This window comes from Hamadaea flava, assembly GCF_024172085.1.
Classification (GTDB): Bacteria; Actinomycetota; Actinomycetes; order Mycobacteriales; family Micromonosporaceae; genus Hamadaea; species Hamadaea flava.
Genome location: NZ_JAMZDZ010000001.1, coordinates 3,637,285 through 3,653,040 on the forward strand (window position 1 = coordinate 3,637,285; position 15,756 = coordinate 3,653,040).

Annotated in this window: 19 protein-coding genes and 1 pseudogene; 9 read left to right on the plus strand and 11 right to left on the minus strand. The window is 69.5% G+C overall.

What is annotated here, in order from left to right:
- Positions 1 to 5 precede the first annotated feature (5 nt).
- Positions 6 to 224 carry a DUF2631 domain-containing protein gene (locus HDA40_RS16980; protein WP_253756947.1) on the plus strand — a complete coding sequence of 73 codons (219 nt, stop codon included), beginning with the start codon at positions 6 to 8 and terminating at the stop codon, positions 222 to 224.
- A 66-nt stretch (positions 225 to 290) separates the two neighbouring features.
- Here the strand turns inward: HDA40_RS16980 and HDA40_RS16985 are convergent, their stop codons facing one another.
- The 8 genes from HDA40_RS16985 to HDA40_RS17020 all read right to left on the minus strand — a co-directional run bounded on the left by HDA40_RS16985 (position 291) and on the right by HDA40_RS17020 (position 7,936).
- Complete coding sequence (locus HDA40_RS16985; RefSeq protein ID WP_253756950.1) at positions 291 to 1,289, minus strand: DivIVA domain-containing protein; 999 nt, start codon at positions 1,287 to 1,289, stop codon at positions 291 to 293.
- Positions 1,286 to 2,446, minus strand: coding sequence for a dual-specificity RNA methyltransferase RlmN (rlmN, locus tag HDA40_RS16990; RefSeq protein ID WP_372502883.1), 1,161 nt, complete (start codon positions 2,444 to 2,446; stop codon positions 1,286 to 1,288). Before rlmN ends, HDA40_RS16985 begins: the two co-directional genes overlap by 4 nt.
- Positions 2,447 to 2,513: 67 nt before the next feature.
- A complete protein-coding gene (locus tag HDA40_RS16995; protein WP_253756953.1) occupies positions 2,514 to 3,737 on the minus strand; it encodes a phosphatidate cytidylyltransferase in 1,224 nt (407 codons plus the stop codon).
- Complete coding sequence (frr, locus tag HDA40_RS17000; RefSeq protein WP_253756956.1) at positions 3,734 to 4,291, minus strand: ribosome recycling factor; 558 nt, start codon at positions 4,289 to 4,291, stop codon at positions 3,734 to 3,736. The genes HDA40_RS16995 and frr overlap by 4 nt, the downstream gene beginning before the upstream one ends.
- Positions 4,292 to 4,376: 85 nt before the next feature.
- The gene (gene pyrH, locus HDA40_RS17005; protein WP_253763662.1) at positions 4,377 to 5,090 is read right to left on the minus strand and encodes a UMP kinase; all 714 of its coding nucleotides are present in this window, start codon (positions 5,088 to 5,090) and stop codon (positions 4,377 to 4,379) included.
- 134 nt (positions 5,091 to 5,224) lie between these two features.
- The gene (gene tsf / locus HDA40_RS17010; RefSeq protein ID WP_253756958.1) at positions 5,225 to 6,049 is read right to left on the minus strand and encodes a translation elongation factor Ts; all 825 of its coding nucleotides are present in this window, start codon (positions 6,047 to 6,049) and stop codon (positions 5,225 to 5,227) included.
- Positions 6,050 to 6,086: 37 nt separating this feature from the next.
- On the minus strand, positions 6,087 to 6,950 hold the full coding sequence (gene rpsB / locus HDA40_RS17015) for a 30S ribosomal protein S2 (RefSeq protein ID WP_253756960.1): 864 nt from the start codon (positions 6,948 to 6,950) through the stop codon (positions 6,087 to 6,089).
- Between the two features lie 248 nt (positions 6,951 to 7,198).
- Positions 7,199 to 7,936: a hypothetical protein gene (locus HDA40_RS17020; protein ID WP_253756963.1), complete on the minus strand. Its 738-nt coding sequence runs from the start codon at positions 7,934 to 7,936 to the stop codon at positions 7,199 to 7,201.
- Positions 7,937 to 8,112: 176 nt separating this feature from the next.
- Here HDA40_RS17020 and HDA40_RS17025 point away from each other — a divergent pair, with 176 nt between their 5' ends.
- From HDA40_RS17025 to HDA40_RS17055, 7 genes and pseudogenes are all read left to right on the plus strand, one after another.
- Positions 8,113 to 8,472 carry a YraN family protein gene (locus HDA40_RS17025; RefSeq protein WP_253756965.1) on the plus strand — a complete coding sequence of 120 codons (360 nt, stop codon included), beginning with the start codon at positions 8,113 to 8,115 and terminating at the stop codon, positions 8,470 to 8,472.
- Positions 8,473 to 9,894: pseudogene (locus tag HDA40_RS17030) on the plus strand (YifB family Mg chelatase-like AAA ATPase); the annotation flags it as partial.
- A gap of 19 nt (positions 9,895 to 9,913) precedes the next feature.
- On the plus strand, positions 9,914 to 11,377 hold the full coding sequence (locus HDA40_RS17035; protein WP_275979054.1) for a recombinase family protein: 1,464 nt from the start codon (positions 9,914 to 9,916) through the stop codon (positions 11,375 to 11,377).
- Positions 11,374 to 11,619 carry a hypothetical protein gene (locus HDA40_RS17040; protein ID WP_253756970.1) on the plus strand — a complete coding sequence of 82 codons (246 nt, stop codon included), beginning with the start codon at positions 11,374 to 11,376 and terminating at the stop codon, positions 11,617 to 11,619. The genes HDA40_RS17035 and HDA40_RS17040 overlap by 4 nt, the downstream gene beginning before the upstream one ends.
- Positions 11,620 to 11,746: 127 nt before the next feature.
- Complete coding sequence (locus HDA40_RS17045; RefSeq protein WP_253756973.1) at positions 11,747 to 11,989, plus strand: hypothetical protein; 243 nt, start codon at positions 11,747 to 11,749, stop codon at positions 11,987 to 11,989.
- On the plus strand, positions 11,986 to 12,273 hold the full coding sequence (locus HDA40_RS17050; protein ID WP_253756975.1) for a hypothetical protein: 288 nt from the start codon (positions 11,986 to 11,988) through the stop codon (positions 12,271 to 12,273). The genes HDA40_RS17045 and HDA40_RS17050 overlap by 4 nt, the downstream gene beginning before the upstream one ends.
- Positions 12,270 to 13,586 carry a YfjI family protein gene (locus HDA40_RS17055; RefSeq protein ID WP_253756977.1) on the plus strand — a complete coding sequence of 439 codons (1,317 nt, stop codon included), beginning with the start codon at positions 12,270 to 12,272 and terminating at the stop codon, positions 13,584 to 13,586. Before HDA40_RS17050 ends, HDA40_RS17055 begins: the two co-directional genes overlap by 4 nt.
- Before the next feature lie 226 nt (positions 13,587 to 13,812).
- On the opposite strand, the gene HDA40_RS17060 is transcribed toward HDA40_RS17055, so the two are convergent.
- From HDA40_RS17060 to HDA40_RS17070, 3 genes are all read right to left on the minus strand, one after another.
- Positions 13,813 to 13,959 carry a hypothetical protein gene (locus HDA40_RS17060; protein WP_253756979.1) on the minus strand — a complete coding sequence of 49 codons (147 nt, stop codon included), beginning with the start codon at positions 13,957 to 13,959 and terminating at the stop codon, positions 13,813 to 13,815.
- Between the two features lie 932 nt (positions 13,960 to 14,891).
- Positions 14,892 to 15,167 (minus strand): HNH endonuclease, encoded by a 276-nt coding sequence (locus HDA40_RS17065; protein ID WP_253756981.1) that lies wholly within the window; start codon positions 15,165 to 15,167, stop codon positions 14,892 to 14,894.
- Complete coding sequence (locus HDA40_RS17070; RefSeq protein ID WP_253756984.1) at positions 15,160 to 15,414, minus strand: hypothetical protein; 255 nt, start codon at positions 15,412 to 15,414, stop codon at positions 15,160 to 15,162. Before HDA40_RS17070 ends, HDA40_RS17065 begins: the two co-directional genes overlap by 8 nt.
- 102 nt (positions 15,415 to 15,516) lie before the next feature.
- On the opposite strand from HDA40_RS17070, the gene HDA40_RS17075 reads away from it, so the two are divergent.
- The gene (locus HDA40_RS17075; RefSeq protein WP_253756987.1) at positions 15,517 to 15,711 is read left to right on the plus strand and encodes a hypothetical protein; all 195 of its coding nucleotides are present in this window, start codon (positions 15,517 to 15,519) and stop codon (positions 15,709 to 15,711) included.
- Positions 15,712 to 15,756 lie beyond the last annotated feature (45 nt).

The following is a 15,756-nucleotide window of genomic DNA, read 5'->3' on the forward strand; positions in this document are numbered from 1 at the left end:
GAACAGTGGCTGGAACCGAACCGGTGACCTCCCCCGATCAGCACAAGCCCACGCCGGTCAAGGCCGCGCGGATCGCGGGCGTGTTCTCGATCATCGCCCTGCTGCTGATGACGCTCGGCAACCACGAAGGCCGTGTCGAGGACGTCTTCCTCGTCACGGTGGCCGGCATCATCGCGGCGCTGATCATCATCGACGCCGTGCTGCGGCGCAACGGGCTGCGCTGAGCGCTCGGCCAGCTCAAACGAAGATCGCCGCGCCCCTCCCGGGCGCGGCGATCTTGTGTGTTCCGGTCAGTGGCGGCGGACGATGTCGCGTACCTCACGCAACGCGGCGTCCACCTCGGCCTCGTAGTAGCCGCCTGGCACCAGGCTGAACTGGGCGGGATCGAGCTCGTTGTCCCCGATGGGCGCGCCCGGCTGACCCGCGAGCGCGCCGATGACGCCCTCGAAGAGCCGGTCGACCTGAGTGGGGTCGTAGCCGCTGCCGAACCGGCGCAGCTGGAAGGTCCGCCGCATCTGGTCGACCCGCTGGACGTCGGCCGCACCCGGGCCGGTCATCGCCGCCGCGGCCGGGCTGGTGAAGCCACCCTGCGGCGCGCCACCGTACGCCGGAGGCGGCGTGACCGGGCTGCCATAGGTGTTCCCGGGGGGCGGCGGGGCCGGCCGCTCGAACTCCGGACCCGGGCCGTAGCTGTCCCGCGACGGCGGCGGCGGAGCCTGGAAGCCCTGCGGCGCCTGCGGCGGCCGGTCGAACCCGCCGGGCGGGGCGGACGGCGGACGCTCGAACGCACCCGGCGGCGGGGGCGGCGGCATGCGCATCTCGGTGGTCATGTCGGCCTTGCCGTGGCGGCCAGGATCGAAGCCAGGACCCCCGCCGACGCCGACCGGACCGCCGTCGTAGCCGCCGAACGTGGGCTCGGGCTCGAAACGCTGCGGCTGCGGGACCGGACGCGACGGCAGCGGCGGCTGCTGCGGGCCGCCCACCGGGGGAACCGGGCCGGGACGCTCGGTCGCCCGCAGCGCCTCACCCCGGCCGGGGCCCTTGGAACGCTCCTCCAGCTCGGCCAGCTGCCGCTCCACCCGGTCCAGGTGCAAGTCGACCTGCCACTCGTCGTAGCCGCCGAAGCGTACGCGGAACACGACGTCGTGGACCTCCTGCGAGCTGACATGCGCGCCCGGGACACCGTTCAGCGTGGCCTCCACCCGGTCGAGGAAGGTATCCACCTCATCAACCTTGTAGCCACGGCGTACGGCCCGCCGCCTGAAACGCTGGCCACCTTGCCCGCTCATGCCGACTCCTCGCTAGCCGCCAACTGTCCACACGCTCCGTCGATCTCGCGCCCCCGCGTATCACGCACAGTAGTCGGGACTCCGGCCGCGCGCAGCCGCCGGACGAACTCCCGTTCCACGGGCTTGGGGCTCGCGTCCCATTTGCTACCCGGCGTGGGGTTGAGAGGGATCAAATTCACATGGGCCAGCCGCCCCGCCAGCAGCTTGCCCAGCAGGTCCGCGCGCCAAGGATGATCGTTGACGTCCCGGATCATCGCGTACTCGATGGAGACCCGGCGACCCGTTCGCGCTGCGTACGCCCACGCCGCATCGAGCACTTCGGCTACCTTCCAGCGCTGGTTCACCGGCACGAGTTCATCGCGAAGCTCATCATCGGGGGCGTGCAGCGACAACGCAAGAGTGACCGAGAGGTCCTCCTCGGCCAACTTCCGCATCGCGGGAACGAGGCCGACGGTCGAGACGGTGATGTGCCGCTGGGACAGGCCGAGGCCCTCCGGCGCCGGGCTCGTCAGACGGCGGACCGCCTCGATGACCCGGGGATAGTTGGCGAGCGGCTCACCCATGCCCATGAACACGACGTGACTGAGCCGGTTGGGGCTGCCGGGCACCCCGCCTGAGGCGGCGACACCGGCGAGGTAGACCACCTGATCGACGATCTCGGCGACGGACAGGTTGCGGGTGAGCCCGGCCTGGCCGGTGGCACAGAACGGGCAGGCCATGCCGCAGCCTGCCTGGCTGGAGATGCACACCGTCACCCGGTCTGGATAGCCCATCAGGACGCTCTCGACCAGGGATCCGTCGTGCAACCGCCACAGCGCTTTACGGGTGGCGCCGTCGTCGCACTGCAATTCGCGTACGGGGGTGAGCAGGGGTGGCAGCAGATCGCCCGCGAGCCGGTCGCGGGCGGTGAGCGGGATGTCGGTCATCCGGGCCGGGTCCCGCTCGAGTCTGGCGAAGTAGTGCGTCGACAGCTGGGCGGCCCGGAACTCCTTCTCGCCGAGCGCGGCGACGGCCGCCCGGCGGGCGGCCAGATCAAGGTCGGCGAGGTGGCGCGGCGGCAGCTTGGCGCGATGCCGCGCCGGGGCCGCCGGTTCGCTCGCGCCTCGCTCCAGCACGATCGGCTTGCGGTCGACGGAGAGCAGCGGCAGTTCAGTCATGGTCGTTCCAGTGTCCCACGCCGGAACCAGCGTCCGCGGCCTCGGTGGCGTCACTCACCGCAGACTCTCAGGAGGTGGGAGCGAGGATGGCGAACATCAGGTAGGCCGCCGGCAGCGCGAACAGAATCGAGTCCAGGCGGTCCATCAGGCCGCCGTGGCCCGGCAGCAGGTTGCTCATGTCCTTGATCCCGAGATCCCGCTTGAGCAGCGACTCCGCCAGGTCCCCGAGCACGCAGGCCACCGCGACGACCGCACCGAACAGCGCACCCCACCAGGGCGCCACGTCCAGGGTCAGCCAGACCAGCACCGCCGAGCCGACGGCGGCCCAGACGATCGACCCGCCGAACCCCTCCCAGCTCTTCTTCGGGCTGATGGTGGGGGCCATCGGATGCTTGCCGAACAAGACGCCACTCACGAAACCGCCCGTATCCGACAGAATCACGGCGGCGAGCGTGCACAGGATGCGCCACTGTCCGTCGTCGGCGGTGGTCATCGGGACGGCGAAGCCCAGCAGGAACGGGACGTACACCATGATCAGGGCGGAGGCCCCGATGTCGCGCTGATAGTTCGCCGGCCCGTCGGCCAGCCGCCACACGAAGACGGCGAGCACCGTGATCAGCAGGCCGAGACTCAGCGCCTCCAGCCCGCGGAACCAGGTCAGGCTCAGCATGACCGCGCCGCCCACGATCAGCGGGATCAGCGGCGGGTTCGCGCCGGTCGGGCGGATCGCCCGGACCAGCTCCCAGATCCCGATCGAGCTGGCAGCGATCAGGATCAGCAGGAACCAGGGCTGCCGGGCGTAGAAGAGCACGCCCAGCACCGTCCCGGCCAGGCCGATCCCCACCGCGATCGACACCGGCACGTTCCGGCCAGCGGACCTGCGACGGCGTCCGCGCCGGCCCGGCTTCGACTCGGGCTCGGCCTCCGCGGCGGCTACGGTCTCCGACTCACTGGTACGCACAACGTCCGGCTCGGGCGCGCGCGCCGGTTCGGCCCGGCGCGCCGCCTCGGGCGTACGCGGAGAGTCGTTCCGCGGGGATTCGTTCCGCGGGGATTCGTTCCGCGGGGATTCGTTCCGCGGGGATTCGTTCCGCGGGGATTCGTTCGTACGCGGAGACTCGTTCGTACGCATGGAGCGGCGCTCCCGCGGCGGCGGTTCGGCGGCCGCGGCCGGAGTGTCGTCGGAGCGGTCGAAGAAACCGCCCGCCGAGTCGTCCTCGCCGAGGCCACGCAGCCGGGCGTACGCGTTGGCGCCGGCGCCCCAGCCGGGGTCCGTCCCGTCCTCGCTCATACCTCGAGCAGCTCGGCTTCCTTGTGCTTGAGCAGCTCGTCGACGACCGCGGTGTACTTGTGCGTGAGGTCGTCCAGCTCCTTCTCCGCGCGTCGGCCCTCGTCCTCGCCCGCCTCGCCGTCCTTGACGATCCGGTCGAGCTCCTCCTTGGCCTTGCGGCGGATGTTGCGGACCGCGACCTTCGAGTCCTCGCCCTTGCCCCGGGCGATCTTGATCATGTCGCGGCGGCGCTCCTCGGTCATCTGGGGGACGACGATCCGCAGAAGCGTGCCCTCGTTCGAGGGGTTGACCCCGAGGTCCGAGTCGCGGATGGCCTTCTCCATCGCGGCGAGCTGCGACGAGTCGTAGGGCTTGATGATGACCATGCGCGGCTCGGGCACCGAGACCGACGCCATCTGGGGCAGCGGCGTGGGCGTGCCGTAGTAGTCGATCGAGATCTTGGAGAACATCGAGGCATTGGCGCGTCCGGTCCGGATCGCCGCGAACTCCTCCTTGGCGTGCTCGACCGCCCGGTCCATTCTCTCCTCGGCATCGAGGAGTGTGTCGTCGATCACGGGCTTCGTCGCCTCCTTAGGCTGCTGTGCTTCGCTGTCGCGCCGCGTGGCGCGGTGGCTCACGTCTGGTCGGTTCCATCATCCGCTACTCGGCGGTGATGAGCGTGCCGATCTTCTCGCCGCTGACGGCCTTCACGATGGTGTCGTCGCCTTCGGCGGCGAAGACCAGCATCGGCAGGCCGTTGTCCATGCAGAGCGAGAACGCCGCCTGGTCGGCGACCCGCAGGCCGCGCCGCAGCGCCTCGGCGAAGGTCAAGGTGTCCAGCTTGACGGCGTCCGGCTCGGTACGCGGGTCGGCGGTGTAGACGCCGTCGACGCCGTTCTTGCTCATCAGGACGATGTCGGCGTGGATCTCCAGCGCCCGCTGGGCGGAGACGGTGTCGGTCGAGAAGTACGGCATCCCCGCGCCGGCGCCGAAGATCACGACCCGGCCCTTCTCCAGATGCCGGATGGCGCGCAGCGGGATGTACTGCTCGGCGACCTGAGCCATGCTGATCGCCGTCTGCACCCGGGTCTCGATGCCTTCCTTCTCCAGGAAGTCCTGCAGGGCCAGGCAGTTCATGACCGTGCCGAGCATGCCCATATAGTCCGCGCGAGCCCGGTCCATGCCGCGCTTCTGCAGCTCGGCGCCCCGGAAGAAGTTCCCACCGCCGACGACCACGGCCACCTGGACGCCCTTGCGGACGACCGTGGCGATCTGCCGGGCGACCCCGGCCACCACGTCGGGGTCCACGCCGACGGCGCCACCGCCGAAGACTTCGCCGGACAGCTTCAGAACCACCCGGCGCGCCCGGGTCATCACCTGCTCGGTCACTGCACCACCCCTTCGTAGCTGACCCCGCCCGCCCGCGGTGAGTCCGTCAGGCGGTCCGGGAAGACGATATGCCACGGGGAGGCCGTGGCTCACACCAACGACCTCCCCGTGCGTGCCCGTCAGGCCTGGCCGACCTCGAACCGCGTGAACGCGGTCACGGTCACCCCGGCCTCGGTGAGGACCTGAGCCACCGTCTTCTTCGGGTCGGTCACCGAAGCCTGCTCGACCAGGACGAAGTCCTTGAAGAAGGAGTTCACCCGGCCCTCGATGATCTTCTGCAGGGCCGCCTCCGGCTTGCCTTCCTCGCGAGCGGTCTGCTCGGCGATGCGGCGCTCGGACTCGACGATCTCGGCCGGGACCTCGTCCCGCGAGACGTACTTGGGGCGCATCGCGGCGATCTGCATCGCCACGCCCCGGGCGTCGTCCGCGCCGGCCTCGTCGTCCTTGCCGGCGTACTGGACGGCCACGCCGACCTGCGGCGGCAGGTCCGCGCTCTTGCGGTGCATGTAGACCGCGATGTTCCCGCCGAGCACGGCGAACCGGTTCACGACCAGCTTCTCGCCGATCGCGGCCGAGGACTCCTGCAGCACGTCGGCGACGCTCTTGCCGTCGAGCTGCGAGGCGAGCAGGGCGTCGACGTCGGCCGGCTTGACCGCGTCCACGTGCTCGACCAGCTTCTGGGCCAGCGCGATGAAGTCCGCGTTCTTGGCGACGAAGTCGGTCTCGCAGTTCAGCTCGAGCAGCGCGGATCCGGCGTGGGCGACCAGGCCGTTGGCCGTGGTCCGGCCGGCCCGCTTGCCGACGTCCTTGGCGCCCTTGACGCGCAGGATCTCGACAGCCTTGTCGAAGTCGCCCTCGGACTCCTCCAGCGCCTTCTTGCAGTCCAACATGCCGGCGCCGGTGAGATCACGCAGGCGCTTGACATCCGCAGCGGTGAAAGACATCTGACTCTTCCTCAGTTCTCGGTCGGTCTTGCGACGGTCACTCGGCTGCGGGGGCGGCCGGAGCGGTCTCGCCGGCCTCGGCGGCCTTGCCCTCGGCCTCAGCGGCCTTGGCCGCGTTGCCCTCCAGCAGCTCGCGCTCCCACTCGGCCAGCGGCTCGTCGGCCGCGACGGCGCCCGCGTCCGGCTTGGCCTCGGCGCCTCGCGTCGACTTGCCCGAACGGGCGATCAGACCGTCGGCGACGGCGGCCGCGACGACCCTGGTCAGCAGCTCAGCCGAGCGGATCGCGTCGTCGTTGCCCGGGATCGGGTAGTCGACCTCGTCGGGGTCGCAGTTGGTGTCCAGCACCGCGATGACCGGGATGCCCAGCTTGCGGGCCTCGTCGACGGCGATGTGCTCCTTCTTGGTGTCGACGACCCAGATCGCCGCCGGGAGCTTCTGCATGTCCCGCAGACCGCCCAGGGTCTTGCTCAGCTTGTCCTTCTCACGCTGGAGCTGCAGGGTCTCCTTCTTGGTGTACCCCTTCTCGGCGCCGAGCTGGTCGATCGCCTCGAGCTCCTTCATGCGCTGCAGACGCTTGTAGACCGTCTGGAAGTTGGTGAGCATGCCGCCCAGCCAGCGGTGGTTCACGTAGGGCATGCCGACCCGGCTGGCCTGCTCGGCCACGGCCTCCTGGGCCTGCTTCTTGGTGCCGACGAAGAGCACCGAGCCGCCCTCGGCGACGGTGTTCTTGACGAAGTCGTACGCCTTCTCGATGTAGTCGAGCGTCTGGCGCAGGTCGATGATGTAGATGCCGTTGCGCTCGGTGAAGATGAAGCGCTTCATCTTCGGGTTCCAGCGACGCGTCTGGTGCCCGAAGTGAACGCCGCTCTCCAGCAGCTGACGCATGGTTACGACGGCCATGTGGATGGCTCCTTGCCTGTTCCCTGGTTGTCGCGCAGACCGGTCGGCCTGCGCCCTGGCGCCCACACCACGACCCGGCGGGCCCACCACGAGGGCGGGACCAGGGGGGCCGCGCGTGCCCGATTCAGCGCAGCGGAATCAGGAGTTGGGCGCGCGAAGTTGACCGCACGGGGCGGTCACCGGTTGACAAGTCTACGCCGTCGGGTTGCGGCCGCCCCAGCCAGGGTGGCGCGCGCCTCGCTGACGGCTCAGGCGGCGGCGCCGGCCGCGATCATCAGGATCAGCCCGATCGGCAGGTACGCCAACGGCGTCTTCAGGAACGCCTTCGGCCCGCCGTGGGCCGCCCCGGTGATCAGGGCGTAGAAGCCGAGGCCGAACAGCGGCAGGGCCATCATCATGAGCCCGCCGGCCACGATCCGGCCGACGTCGAACTGGAAGACGCCCCGGACGAAGACCAGGAACATGATCAGCTCGAAGACGCCCAGCGACAGCCCGATCAGCACGGCGTGCATGGGTTTACGGCTGCGGTAGACCCCGGAGTCGGCGTCCCGCTCGGCCGAGCGGGAGCGCTGCTCGGGCGCCGGGCGTACCTCGGGCGCCAGCTGCGTCGGCGGCGCGATCTGGGTCGGCGGCGCGTCCATCATCGGCGCGCGCTCCGGCGGCCGGGGGCCGAACGCCGGGCCGGGTCCGCTGACCGGCGAGCCGGGACCGGGGCCGTAGCCAGGTTCGAAGGACTGCGGCTGCGGTGATGCGGGCGGGCCGTAGCCGGGTTCGAAGGACTGCGGCTGCGGCGGTGCGGGCGGCCCGTAGCGGTTCGGTTCGCCGTAGCCCGCGTTCACGTCCGCCGTCGGGTAGCCACCGCGACCGCGATCGTCGTCGCGGTAACCGCCACGCCGCTCACGCCAGTCGCCGCCGCCGTCGTGCCCGCGGTCCTCGCCGGGCCACCGCTCCTCCGCGTATCCGCGGTCACCGTCGTATCCGCCCACGGCGCTAGACCGTAGGCGCTTTCCCGCCGGAATGCCAATCCGCACTGCCTGGCCGGTGACAAGGCATCGGCCGTACGGAGGATGTCTGGGGCAGTTTTCCCCACGGTGTCGCAATCCACAGTCGGGCGTACGCCGAGGTGGCGCCGACCCCTCCCGAGTGGGGAGGCTCCCGGCTCATGACACGAACGCGGCGCGCCTTCGGGGCGTGGGGCGAGCAGGTCGCCGAGGCGTACCTGCGGCAGCTCGGGCTGGCGGTGGTCGACCGCAACTGGCGGTGCCCCGACGGCGAACTGGACCTGGTCGCGCTGGACGGCGACGTGATCGTCTTCTGCGAGGTGAAGACCCGGCGAAGTCTGCTGTTCGGCTCCGGCGTCGAGGCGGTGCTGGGCCGCAAGGCGCACCGCGTACGCAGATTGGCCGCGATCTGGCTGGCCGAGCACGACGCCGACGGCCGGGAGCTGCGGTTCGACGTGATCGCCGTCCGTCCCGGCGAAGGGCGTACGCCCCGGATCGACCACGTGACGGGTGCGTTCTAGGTGAGCTACGCGAAGGTGCACGCGGCCGGGATCAGCGGCGTCGCCGGCGTCCTCGTCGAGGTCGAGGCGGACGTCGCGCTGGGCATGCCCCAGCTGGTCGTCTCGGGGCTGCCGGACGCCGCGCTGAACGAGGCCCGGGACCGCGTACGCGCGGCGGTGGTCAATGCCGGGGAGGAGTGGCCGCAGCGCCGGATGACGGTCAACCTGCGCCCGGCCACCGTACGCAAGCAGGGGTCCAGCTTCGACCTGGGCATCGCGGTGGCGATCCTCGGCGGAGCCGGGCGACTTCCGCTGGCCGCCCTGGATGGGGTGGCGCTGATCGGGGAGCTGGGTCTGGACGGCATGGTCAGGCCGGTACGCGGAGTGCTGCCGATGGTGATGGCCGCCGCCCGCGCCGGGCTGACCCGGGCGATCGTCCCGGAGGCGAACGCCGCCGAGGCCGCCCTGGTGCCAGGCGTACGCGTCAAGGCGGCCGCCTCACTCAACGCCGTCATGAACTACGTCCGGGACGGGGTGGAGCTGCCCGCCGCCCGCCCGGTCACCACGCTTGATCCACGACCCCGGCTCGACCTCGCGGACGTCGTGGGGCAGGAGCACGCCAAGGTCGCCTTGGAGGTCGCCGCCGCGGGCGGTCATCACCTGAGCCTGCTGGGTCCGCCCGGCGCGGGAAAGACAATGCTCGCCGCACGGCTGCCCGGACTGCTACCGACGCTGGACGACGCGGCTGCGCTGGAAGTCACCTCGCTCTACTCCATCGCCGGCCGGCTCGCCCCCGGAGCCGGGCTGCTCCGCTTTCCGCCGTTCCAGGCGCCGCACCACACGACGAGCACCGCCGCGCTGCTCGGCGGCGGGACCGGGCTGGCCCGGCCCGGGGCGATCTCGCTGGCCCATCGCGGGGTGCTGTTCCTCGACGAGCTGCCCGAGTTCAGCCGGACCTCCTTGGAGGCGATGCGCCAGCCGCTGGAGGAGGGCTCGGTTCGGATCGGCCGGTCCAAGGATCTGGTCAGCTACCCGGCCCGGGTGCAATTGGTCACTGCCGCCAACCCCTGCCCGTGCGCGAAGCCCGGCGGCGACGCCTTCTGCGAATGCTCGCCGACCGTCCGCCGCCGGTATCTGGGCCGGTTGTCCGGACCGCTGATGGACCGGATCGACCTGCATGTCCAGCTGTTCCCGGTGACCTCGGCCGGGCTGTTCGCGGTGGACGAGCCGATCGAGACCACCGACACCGTCGCGCGGCGGGTCGTCGAGGCCCGGGCCGCCGCCGCCGAGCGCTGGCGGGCGTACGGGTGGCGGATGAACGCCGAGGCGACCCGGTCCGCCCTCCGGCTGCCGCCGGTCGCGACGGCCGACCTGCGCCACCGCATCGACACCGGGCTGTTGTCGGCCCGGGGCTACCTCCGTGTGCTGCGAGTCGCCAGAACGCAAGGCTAACATATGTGGCATGAGAGACGCGCCCCTACCTGCAGTTTTGTACCTCCGAATGAGCCAGGACCGTGCCGGTGACGAGTTGGGCATCACTCGCCAGCGCGACGATGCGCGCAAGCTGGCCCAGGTACGCGGCCTGACCGTGGTCGGTGAGCACGTCGACAACGACGTGTCAGCCGCTGGCAAGGTCAAGCGGCCCGGGTTCGACGCGCTGATCAAGGATCTGGAGGCTGGGCGCGTTTCGGTCGTCATCGCCTGGGACCTGACCCGGCTTACACGCAACGCCCGCGACACCCTGCGCCTCCTGGAGGCCGGGGAGAAGGCGGGGGCCATGATCTCCTGCGTAAAGGGATCGGACCTGAACCTTGCGACGGCGGACGGGCAGATGACCGCAGGCGTTCTGGCCGCGATCGCCCAGGGGGAGATCAAGAAGAAGAGCGAAAGGCAGCGGGCTGCCAACATCCAGGCCGCCACCGATGGCAGGCGCGTGGGCGGTCGACGACCGTTCGGGTACGAACAGAACGGCGTCACCGTCCGCCGCGACGAGGCCGACGCCCTACGCCATATATATGGTGACGTCGCCCGAGGGCTCACCCTGGCCGGGGCTGCCCGCATCCTGAACGAGAGGGGGCTGCTCAGTCCCCAGCTGCGCCGCCGACCGCGTACGCCGGATGGACAGGTCGCCGAAGGCCCCCAGCAGGCCAGTCCGTGGATCGCCCAGAGCCTGCGGACAACGCTGCTCAATCCCAGGTACGCGGGCATGCGAGCGACCAAGCTGCCGGGGAAGCGTGACAAGTGGACGATCCACGGCAAGGCCGCCTGGGACGGACTGGTGCCGGAGGAGACATGGCGGGCCGTGAACGAAATCCTCCGCGACCCCGACCGGGCCACCGCCCAAGGCCATCAAGCCCTGCTGACCGGCATAGCTCGATGCGGTGCTCCCGGGTGCGGCATGACCGTACGTGCGGGCCGGAACCTCCTCGGTCAGCCGATCTACCGCTGTCCGGCCGCCAGCGCCGGGCACGTGACAAGGCGTCGTGATCCTGTGGACGACTGGATCGGCTCGCTTGTCGTCGCCCGACTGTCCCGTGAGGACGCCCGCGAGTTACTGGTCGATGACCGGCGGCCGGACGTGGCGGCACTCCGCGAGCAGGCCCGCGCCCTTGATCTGAAGCTCAAGCGGCTGGCAGTCCAGTTCGCCGATGACCTCATCACGGCACACCAGTTGGAGGCTGCGACGGCGCGAGCCCGCAAGCGGCGCGACGAGATCGAGGCGCAGATCGCCGACGCCGGGAAGCAGAGTCTCCTGGGACCGCTGATCAACGCGCGTAACCCCAAGGCCGTCTATGAGGCGCTACACGACGACCAGAAGCGGGCCGTGATCGACGCACTGATGACGGTGGAGTTGCTCCCCGTTGGCCGGGGTACTCGCACGTTCCGCACCGAAACCGTCATCGCTACACCAAGGGGGCGGCTATGACCTACCGCATCCGGCTCGTGTGCACCCATGGCCGACAGCCGGTACGGGGCGAGCCTGATAAGCGGAATCTAGGTTGGGTGCGGCTGTCCGGCACTGGCTGGGTGCACGTGACGCCAGCGGTGATCTGGTGTCCGCGCTGCGGGCGTAACCCGCAGATGAGCCAGGAGCGTTGGCAGGCCGCCATGCCCCAGCTCCGCGACACGGGCGCGACTGAGATCGACATCAGCGCGCTTCCGTTCTAAGCGGCTACGCGGCTATAGTCATAAGTCGCCGGGTTCTCCCGGTCGCCCTATGTCTGAGGCTTGGTAATCGGGCAGGTAAGGCCCGCTGGTTGGGTGGGCGTACTTCAGCACGTCTGGAGACGCCCCAATGTCCAGCACGGACTCCGTCAAGCCCTGGACCCACCATCGTGCGCGCATTGCCCGCAACGTCCAGGGCGGCAACCTCGAAGCCGCCGAACAGGCACGGCGCGACCTACGCGCCGCCAAGCTCGAAGAGCAGGCCCGCGCCATCGTGGCATCTTGGCCTGAACTCAGCCCCGCTACGAAGAACACGCTGCGCGCCATCTTCGCTCCGCCGTCCACGCAGGACGGGGGTGCGGCAACGCCATGAGCGCAAACGAAAGCCGCCCCATCACCGGGGCGACTCCCGAACTCACAGCGAGCATAACAAGACCCGCCGACGATCTGACCAGCGAAGTCCGGGCCGCTGATCGTCGACGCTGGCGCATCCGCCGTCACGCTAGCCGCCAACTCGACGCGCTGCTCGGGCGCGAAGAACGCCATGGCGACGGCGACGGCGACGGCGACCACTATCGCGAGACGTGGCTTGACCGGGGCGTGCGCGAACGTGAGGCCCGTGGTCGCGACCTAGCGGCTTCGGGGTGGCTGCCATGACTGAGGATTGGCCCGCCGTCGCGACCCCCGGCACCGTTCCCAAGGCCCGTCACGCTGACCTAGCCGAGGGCGGGGCCGGGTCACTAGATGACGAGCTGTGGACGGCCAGACCGGCGCTGACCGTCATCCGTGACTACGCCCGAGCCCGACGCGCCGCACCGTGGGCTGTGCTGGGCGTGGCACTGGCCCGACTTGGATGCGCGGTCCCGCCATTCGTGGTACTTCCCAAGCTGGTCGGCGGCCACGGCTCCTTGAACCTGTTCGTCGGCTTGATCGGCCCGCCCGGTGCGGGGAAGGGTGCCGCTCAGCGAGCCGGGGCGGACGTGCTCGACGTCGGCCACGTCGAGGCGGCTGGTGTCGGCTCAGGGGAGGGTCTCGCGCATCTGTACGCCCGGCGGACAAAGGAGGGCCTCGACCGGCACGCTACCGCGATGCTTCTCGACGTCGCCGAGGTCGACACGTTGGCGGCGGTCGCCGACCGGCGCGGCGCAACCCTGTTACCTGAGCTACGACGCGCGTGGTCCGGTGAGGCGCTCGGCTTCTCGTACGCCGACCCCAACAAGCGGCTGCCAATCGCCGCGCACTCCTACAGGCTCACCATGATCGTCGGCATCCAACCGGCCCGCGCCACGGGCCTGTTCAACGACGCGGACGGCGGCACACCGCAGCGGTTCCTATGGGTGCCAGCCACCGACCCCGACGCCCCAGAGCAGCCGCCGCCGGAGCCGAAGAGCCTGACGTGGAAGGCGCCGACGTGGCCCATGGCCGACATGGAGGGCCGCGTCGTGCTGGACGTGTGCGACGAGGCACGCCAGGCGATCGACGCCGCCCGGCTGGCCACGCTGCGCGGCAAGGGGGCGGCCTTGGACGCGCACGCCCCGCTGGCTCGGCTGAAGGTCGCCGCGGTGCTCGGCCTGCTCGACGAGCGGACCGGCGTGTCGGCCGAGGACTGGCGACTCGCCGGGATCATCGCCGCGAAGTCTGACCAGACCCGCGAGGGTGTGGTTGCCGCGATGAACCGGCAGGCCCGTGAACAGAACCGACGGCGCGGCGAACTGGACGGCGAGCGGCAGGTCGTCGCCAACGCCCGCATCGAAGAGGACGCGATCCGACGGGTCTGCCGCTTCATCAAGCGCAAGCTCACCGAGGCGGGCGGGGAGATGGAACACACGCCGCTGCGCAAAGCCTTGCCGAGCCGGGACCGGCACTACTTCGACCTGTCCGTCGTGCGGCTCTGCGACGCCGGGCAGGTCAAGGTCGACGACATCGACGGGTGTGCTCGCCGGTACCGGCTGACGGAGGTACGACCGTGACGCAAGACATCGACGAGCGAAGGGTGGACAGGTGGACGCATGTCCACCCTCGCCCCGGAAAAGTCGCCCCAAGAATGCGGAGAAGACGGACATGTATGCCCTATATAGGGGCTCGTCGGTCGGTGAGGGGTGGACATGTCCACCTGTCCACCCCTCGGAGCGCATCGGACGCAAGGAGTGATCGATAATGGTCGAGCCTGTGGATGAGCCCGTGACCGACGCCGAGCTACGCCAGCGGCAAGCCGAGGCGTTGGAACGCGTCTGCCGCCAACGTGAACAACGCGCCGAACAACGACGCCAACTCGACGACGCTCGCGAGCACGGACTGCGCGCCCGGCACGCACAACGACTCGACCACTTGCAACGTCGGCACGGAGGTCGCCGATGACAAGGGCCAGCGCCCGGCGCGTGGCACGCCGAACGGGTGCGGAATGCGCCACCACCGGGATAACCCACGTACACACCCCCACCCCACATACCCGCCCCCAGGCACCTACCCCCACGCGCCTACCCCCACCCCACAAACCGCCCCCTCGACTACCCCCACCCACCCACGCCCGCTACCACCTACACGCATAGCGCATATACCCATGCCCACCACCCGCCCCACTACCTATAAGTAAATACGTATAGGCACATAGCTATAGCCCTACACACATACGCGCTACACACCACATACTCCTACTCACCCGTACGCACCCATAGGTACACACCTATGTGCAGCACATGGCGCATGGGCCAATGCGCATAGCATCAAGGCAAAGGCAAGACAAAGAAGATGAAGACATCAATCAATGATTGATGATGATGATCGACGAATGGTCAAGTCAAGACTCGAAGACCTTGCAAGAGCAGCATGAGGAGCAAGAGCGCAAGCGCAACATCAACGACGCACACCAGCAGGCACACCAGCAAACCAACCGACACCGACACCGACACCAGCAACCGGGGTACCCGAACAACTCACCCGACCACGTCGAAGCGGAGATCGGACCGCGTACTCGACCTCGTCGAGAATCAACGCGCTCGTCGCCGCACTTCGAGCGCGAACCGCGACCGAGACCCGGCGGGACCTCCGTACTTTTGGGACTCGAAGCGCCGGGAAGGCACCGCTGTCCCAGGATTATTTTCTCCCGACGATCTTTGGTTGTAGATCTTGGCCGCAACACACAGAAAACTGGCAGTCTTCCTGGTAATTGCTCGGTTCTCGCCCGGCAAACCTGCCGAATCAGCCTCGCCAGCTCATACGTCGGCCCGCTGAGCGCCACTCTCCGCCAAGATCAGGCCCTTCCTGGGGTAGCTCTGCTACCAGATCCGGCTGTGGGGCGAGAACATCGGCTTCACGCCGCGCTTCTCGTTGCACCGCCGGTGTGCGGGCAGGCAGTTGGCCGGGTTGAGGGCCAGGCCGCCTTGGCTGATCGGCACCACGTGTTCGATCGTGAAGCTGAGCGGGTGTGGGGAGCGCAGCGCCGGGTCGATGGGTTGGCGGCAGTGCACACAGGACGCGCCCATGGCGCGCATGGTCGCGATGAGCCGCCGGTACGGGCGGCCGTTGCGGGGGTCGCCGCGCCGGTCACTCATCGTCGTGCCCGTGGTCGTTGCGGTCGGCGGCGACGTGCTCCAGCAGATGGGCCTGGAGCTGCTCGTCGGTGGCCTTGACGGTCGCGGCCAAGGCTCGCGCGTACTCCCAAGCGACGAAGTAGACGGCCTGTTTCGTCATGCCGTCCAGCATCAGCCCGAATGCTTCACCGTCCTCGCGTCGGGCGTGGACCAGTCCGGCGATGTAGGCGGTGGTGATGTCGCGGTCGTCGGGGATGTCGTCGTCCATCGTTCCAGCGTACGGGGCATTTCGTACTGGCCGGTCTGAATATTTCCGGGTACCGTTTATGCACCAGCCGCAGAGTTCGATCCATATGAACTGGAGGCTGGTATGGGAAAGTCACGCGCCGGGCGGCGTATCGAGATGGACGCCGCGCCGCAGCCGCAATCTCAGCAGGAGATCGTCGATGTCAACGCGGCGGCCGAGCGTGTGCGCCGGGAGTTCGACACCGCGATCAACGGCGTAAGCCGCAACGGGGAACGCGGGCATGTTCAGCTCCCGAGCGGCGCGGAGCCGATCCGATGACCGCCTGTGCGCATTGCGGCACCCCGCTGCCACCCCAGCTCGGCC

What these genes read in the sequence shown, in the direction of transcription:
- HDA40_RS16985 (WP_253756950.1), bottom strand. Translation starts at nt 1,289, where the DNA reads ATGAGCGGGCAAGGTGGCCAGCGTTTCAGGCGGCGGGCCGTACGCCGT.
- rlmN (WP_372502883.1), bottom strand. Translation starts at nt 2,446, where the DNA reads ATGACTGAACTGCCGCTGCTCTCCGTCGACCGCAAGCCGATCGTGCTG.
- HDA40_RS16995 (WP_253756953.1), bottom strand. Translation starts at nt 3,737, where the DNA reads ATGAGCGAGGACGGGACGGACCCCGGCTGGGGCGCCGGCGCCAACGCG.
- pyrH (WP_253763662.1), bottom strand. Translation starts at nt 5,090, where the DNA reads ATGACCCGGGCGCGCCGGGTGGTTCTGAAGCTGTCCGGCGAAGTCTTC.
- tsf (WP_253756958.1), bottom strand. Translation starts at nt 6,049, where the DNA reads ATGTCTTTCACCGCTGCGGATGTCAAGCGCCTGCGTGATCTCACCGGC.
- rpsB (WP_253756960.1), bottom strand. Translation starts at nt 6,950, where the DNA reads ATGGCCGTCGTAACCATGCGTCAGCTGCTGGAGAGCGGCGTTCACTTC.
- HDA40_RS17025 (WP_253756965.1), top strand. Translation starts at nt 8,113, where the DNA reads ATGACACGAACGCGGCGCGCCTTCGGGGCGTGGGGCGAGCAGGTCGCC.
- HDA40_RS17035 (WP_275979054.1), top strand. Translation starts at nt 9,914, where the DNA reads ATGAGAGACGCGCCCCTACCTGCAGTTTTGTACCTCCGAATGAGCCAG.
- HDA40_RS17040 (WP_253756970.1), top strand. Translation starts at nt 11,374, where the DNA reads ATGACCTACCGCATCCGGCTCGTGTGCACCCATGGCCGACAGCCGGTA.
- HDA40_RS17045 (WP_253756973.1), top strand. Translation starts at nt 11,747, where the DNA reads ATGTCCAGCACGGACTCCGTCAAGCCCTGGACCCACCATCGTGCGCGC.
- HDA40_RS17050 (WP_253756975.1), top strand. Translation starts at nt 11,986, where the DNA reads ATGAGCGCAAACGAAAGCCGCCCCATCACCGGGGCGACTCCCGAACTC.
- HDA40_RS17055 (WP_253756977.1), top strand. Translation starts at nt 12,270, where the DNA reads ATGACTGAGGATTGGCCCGCCGTCGCGACCCCCGGCACCGTTCCCAAG.
- HDA40_RS17065 (WP_253756981.1), bottom strand. Translation starts at nt 15,167, where the DNA reads ATGAGTGACCGGCGCGGCGACCCCCGCAACGGCCGCCCGTACCGGCGG.
- HDA40_RS17070 (WP_253756984.1), bottom strand. Translation starts at nt 15,414, where the DNA reads ATGGACGACGACATCCCCGACGACCGCGACATCACCACCGCCTACATC.
- HDA40_RS17075 (WP_253756987.1), top strand. Translation starts at nt 15,517, where the DNA reads ATGGGAAAGTCACGCGCCGGGCGGCGTATCGAGATGGACGCCGCGCCG.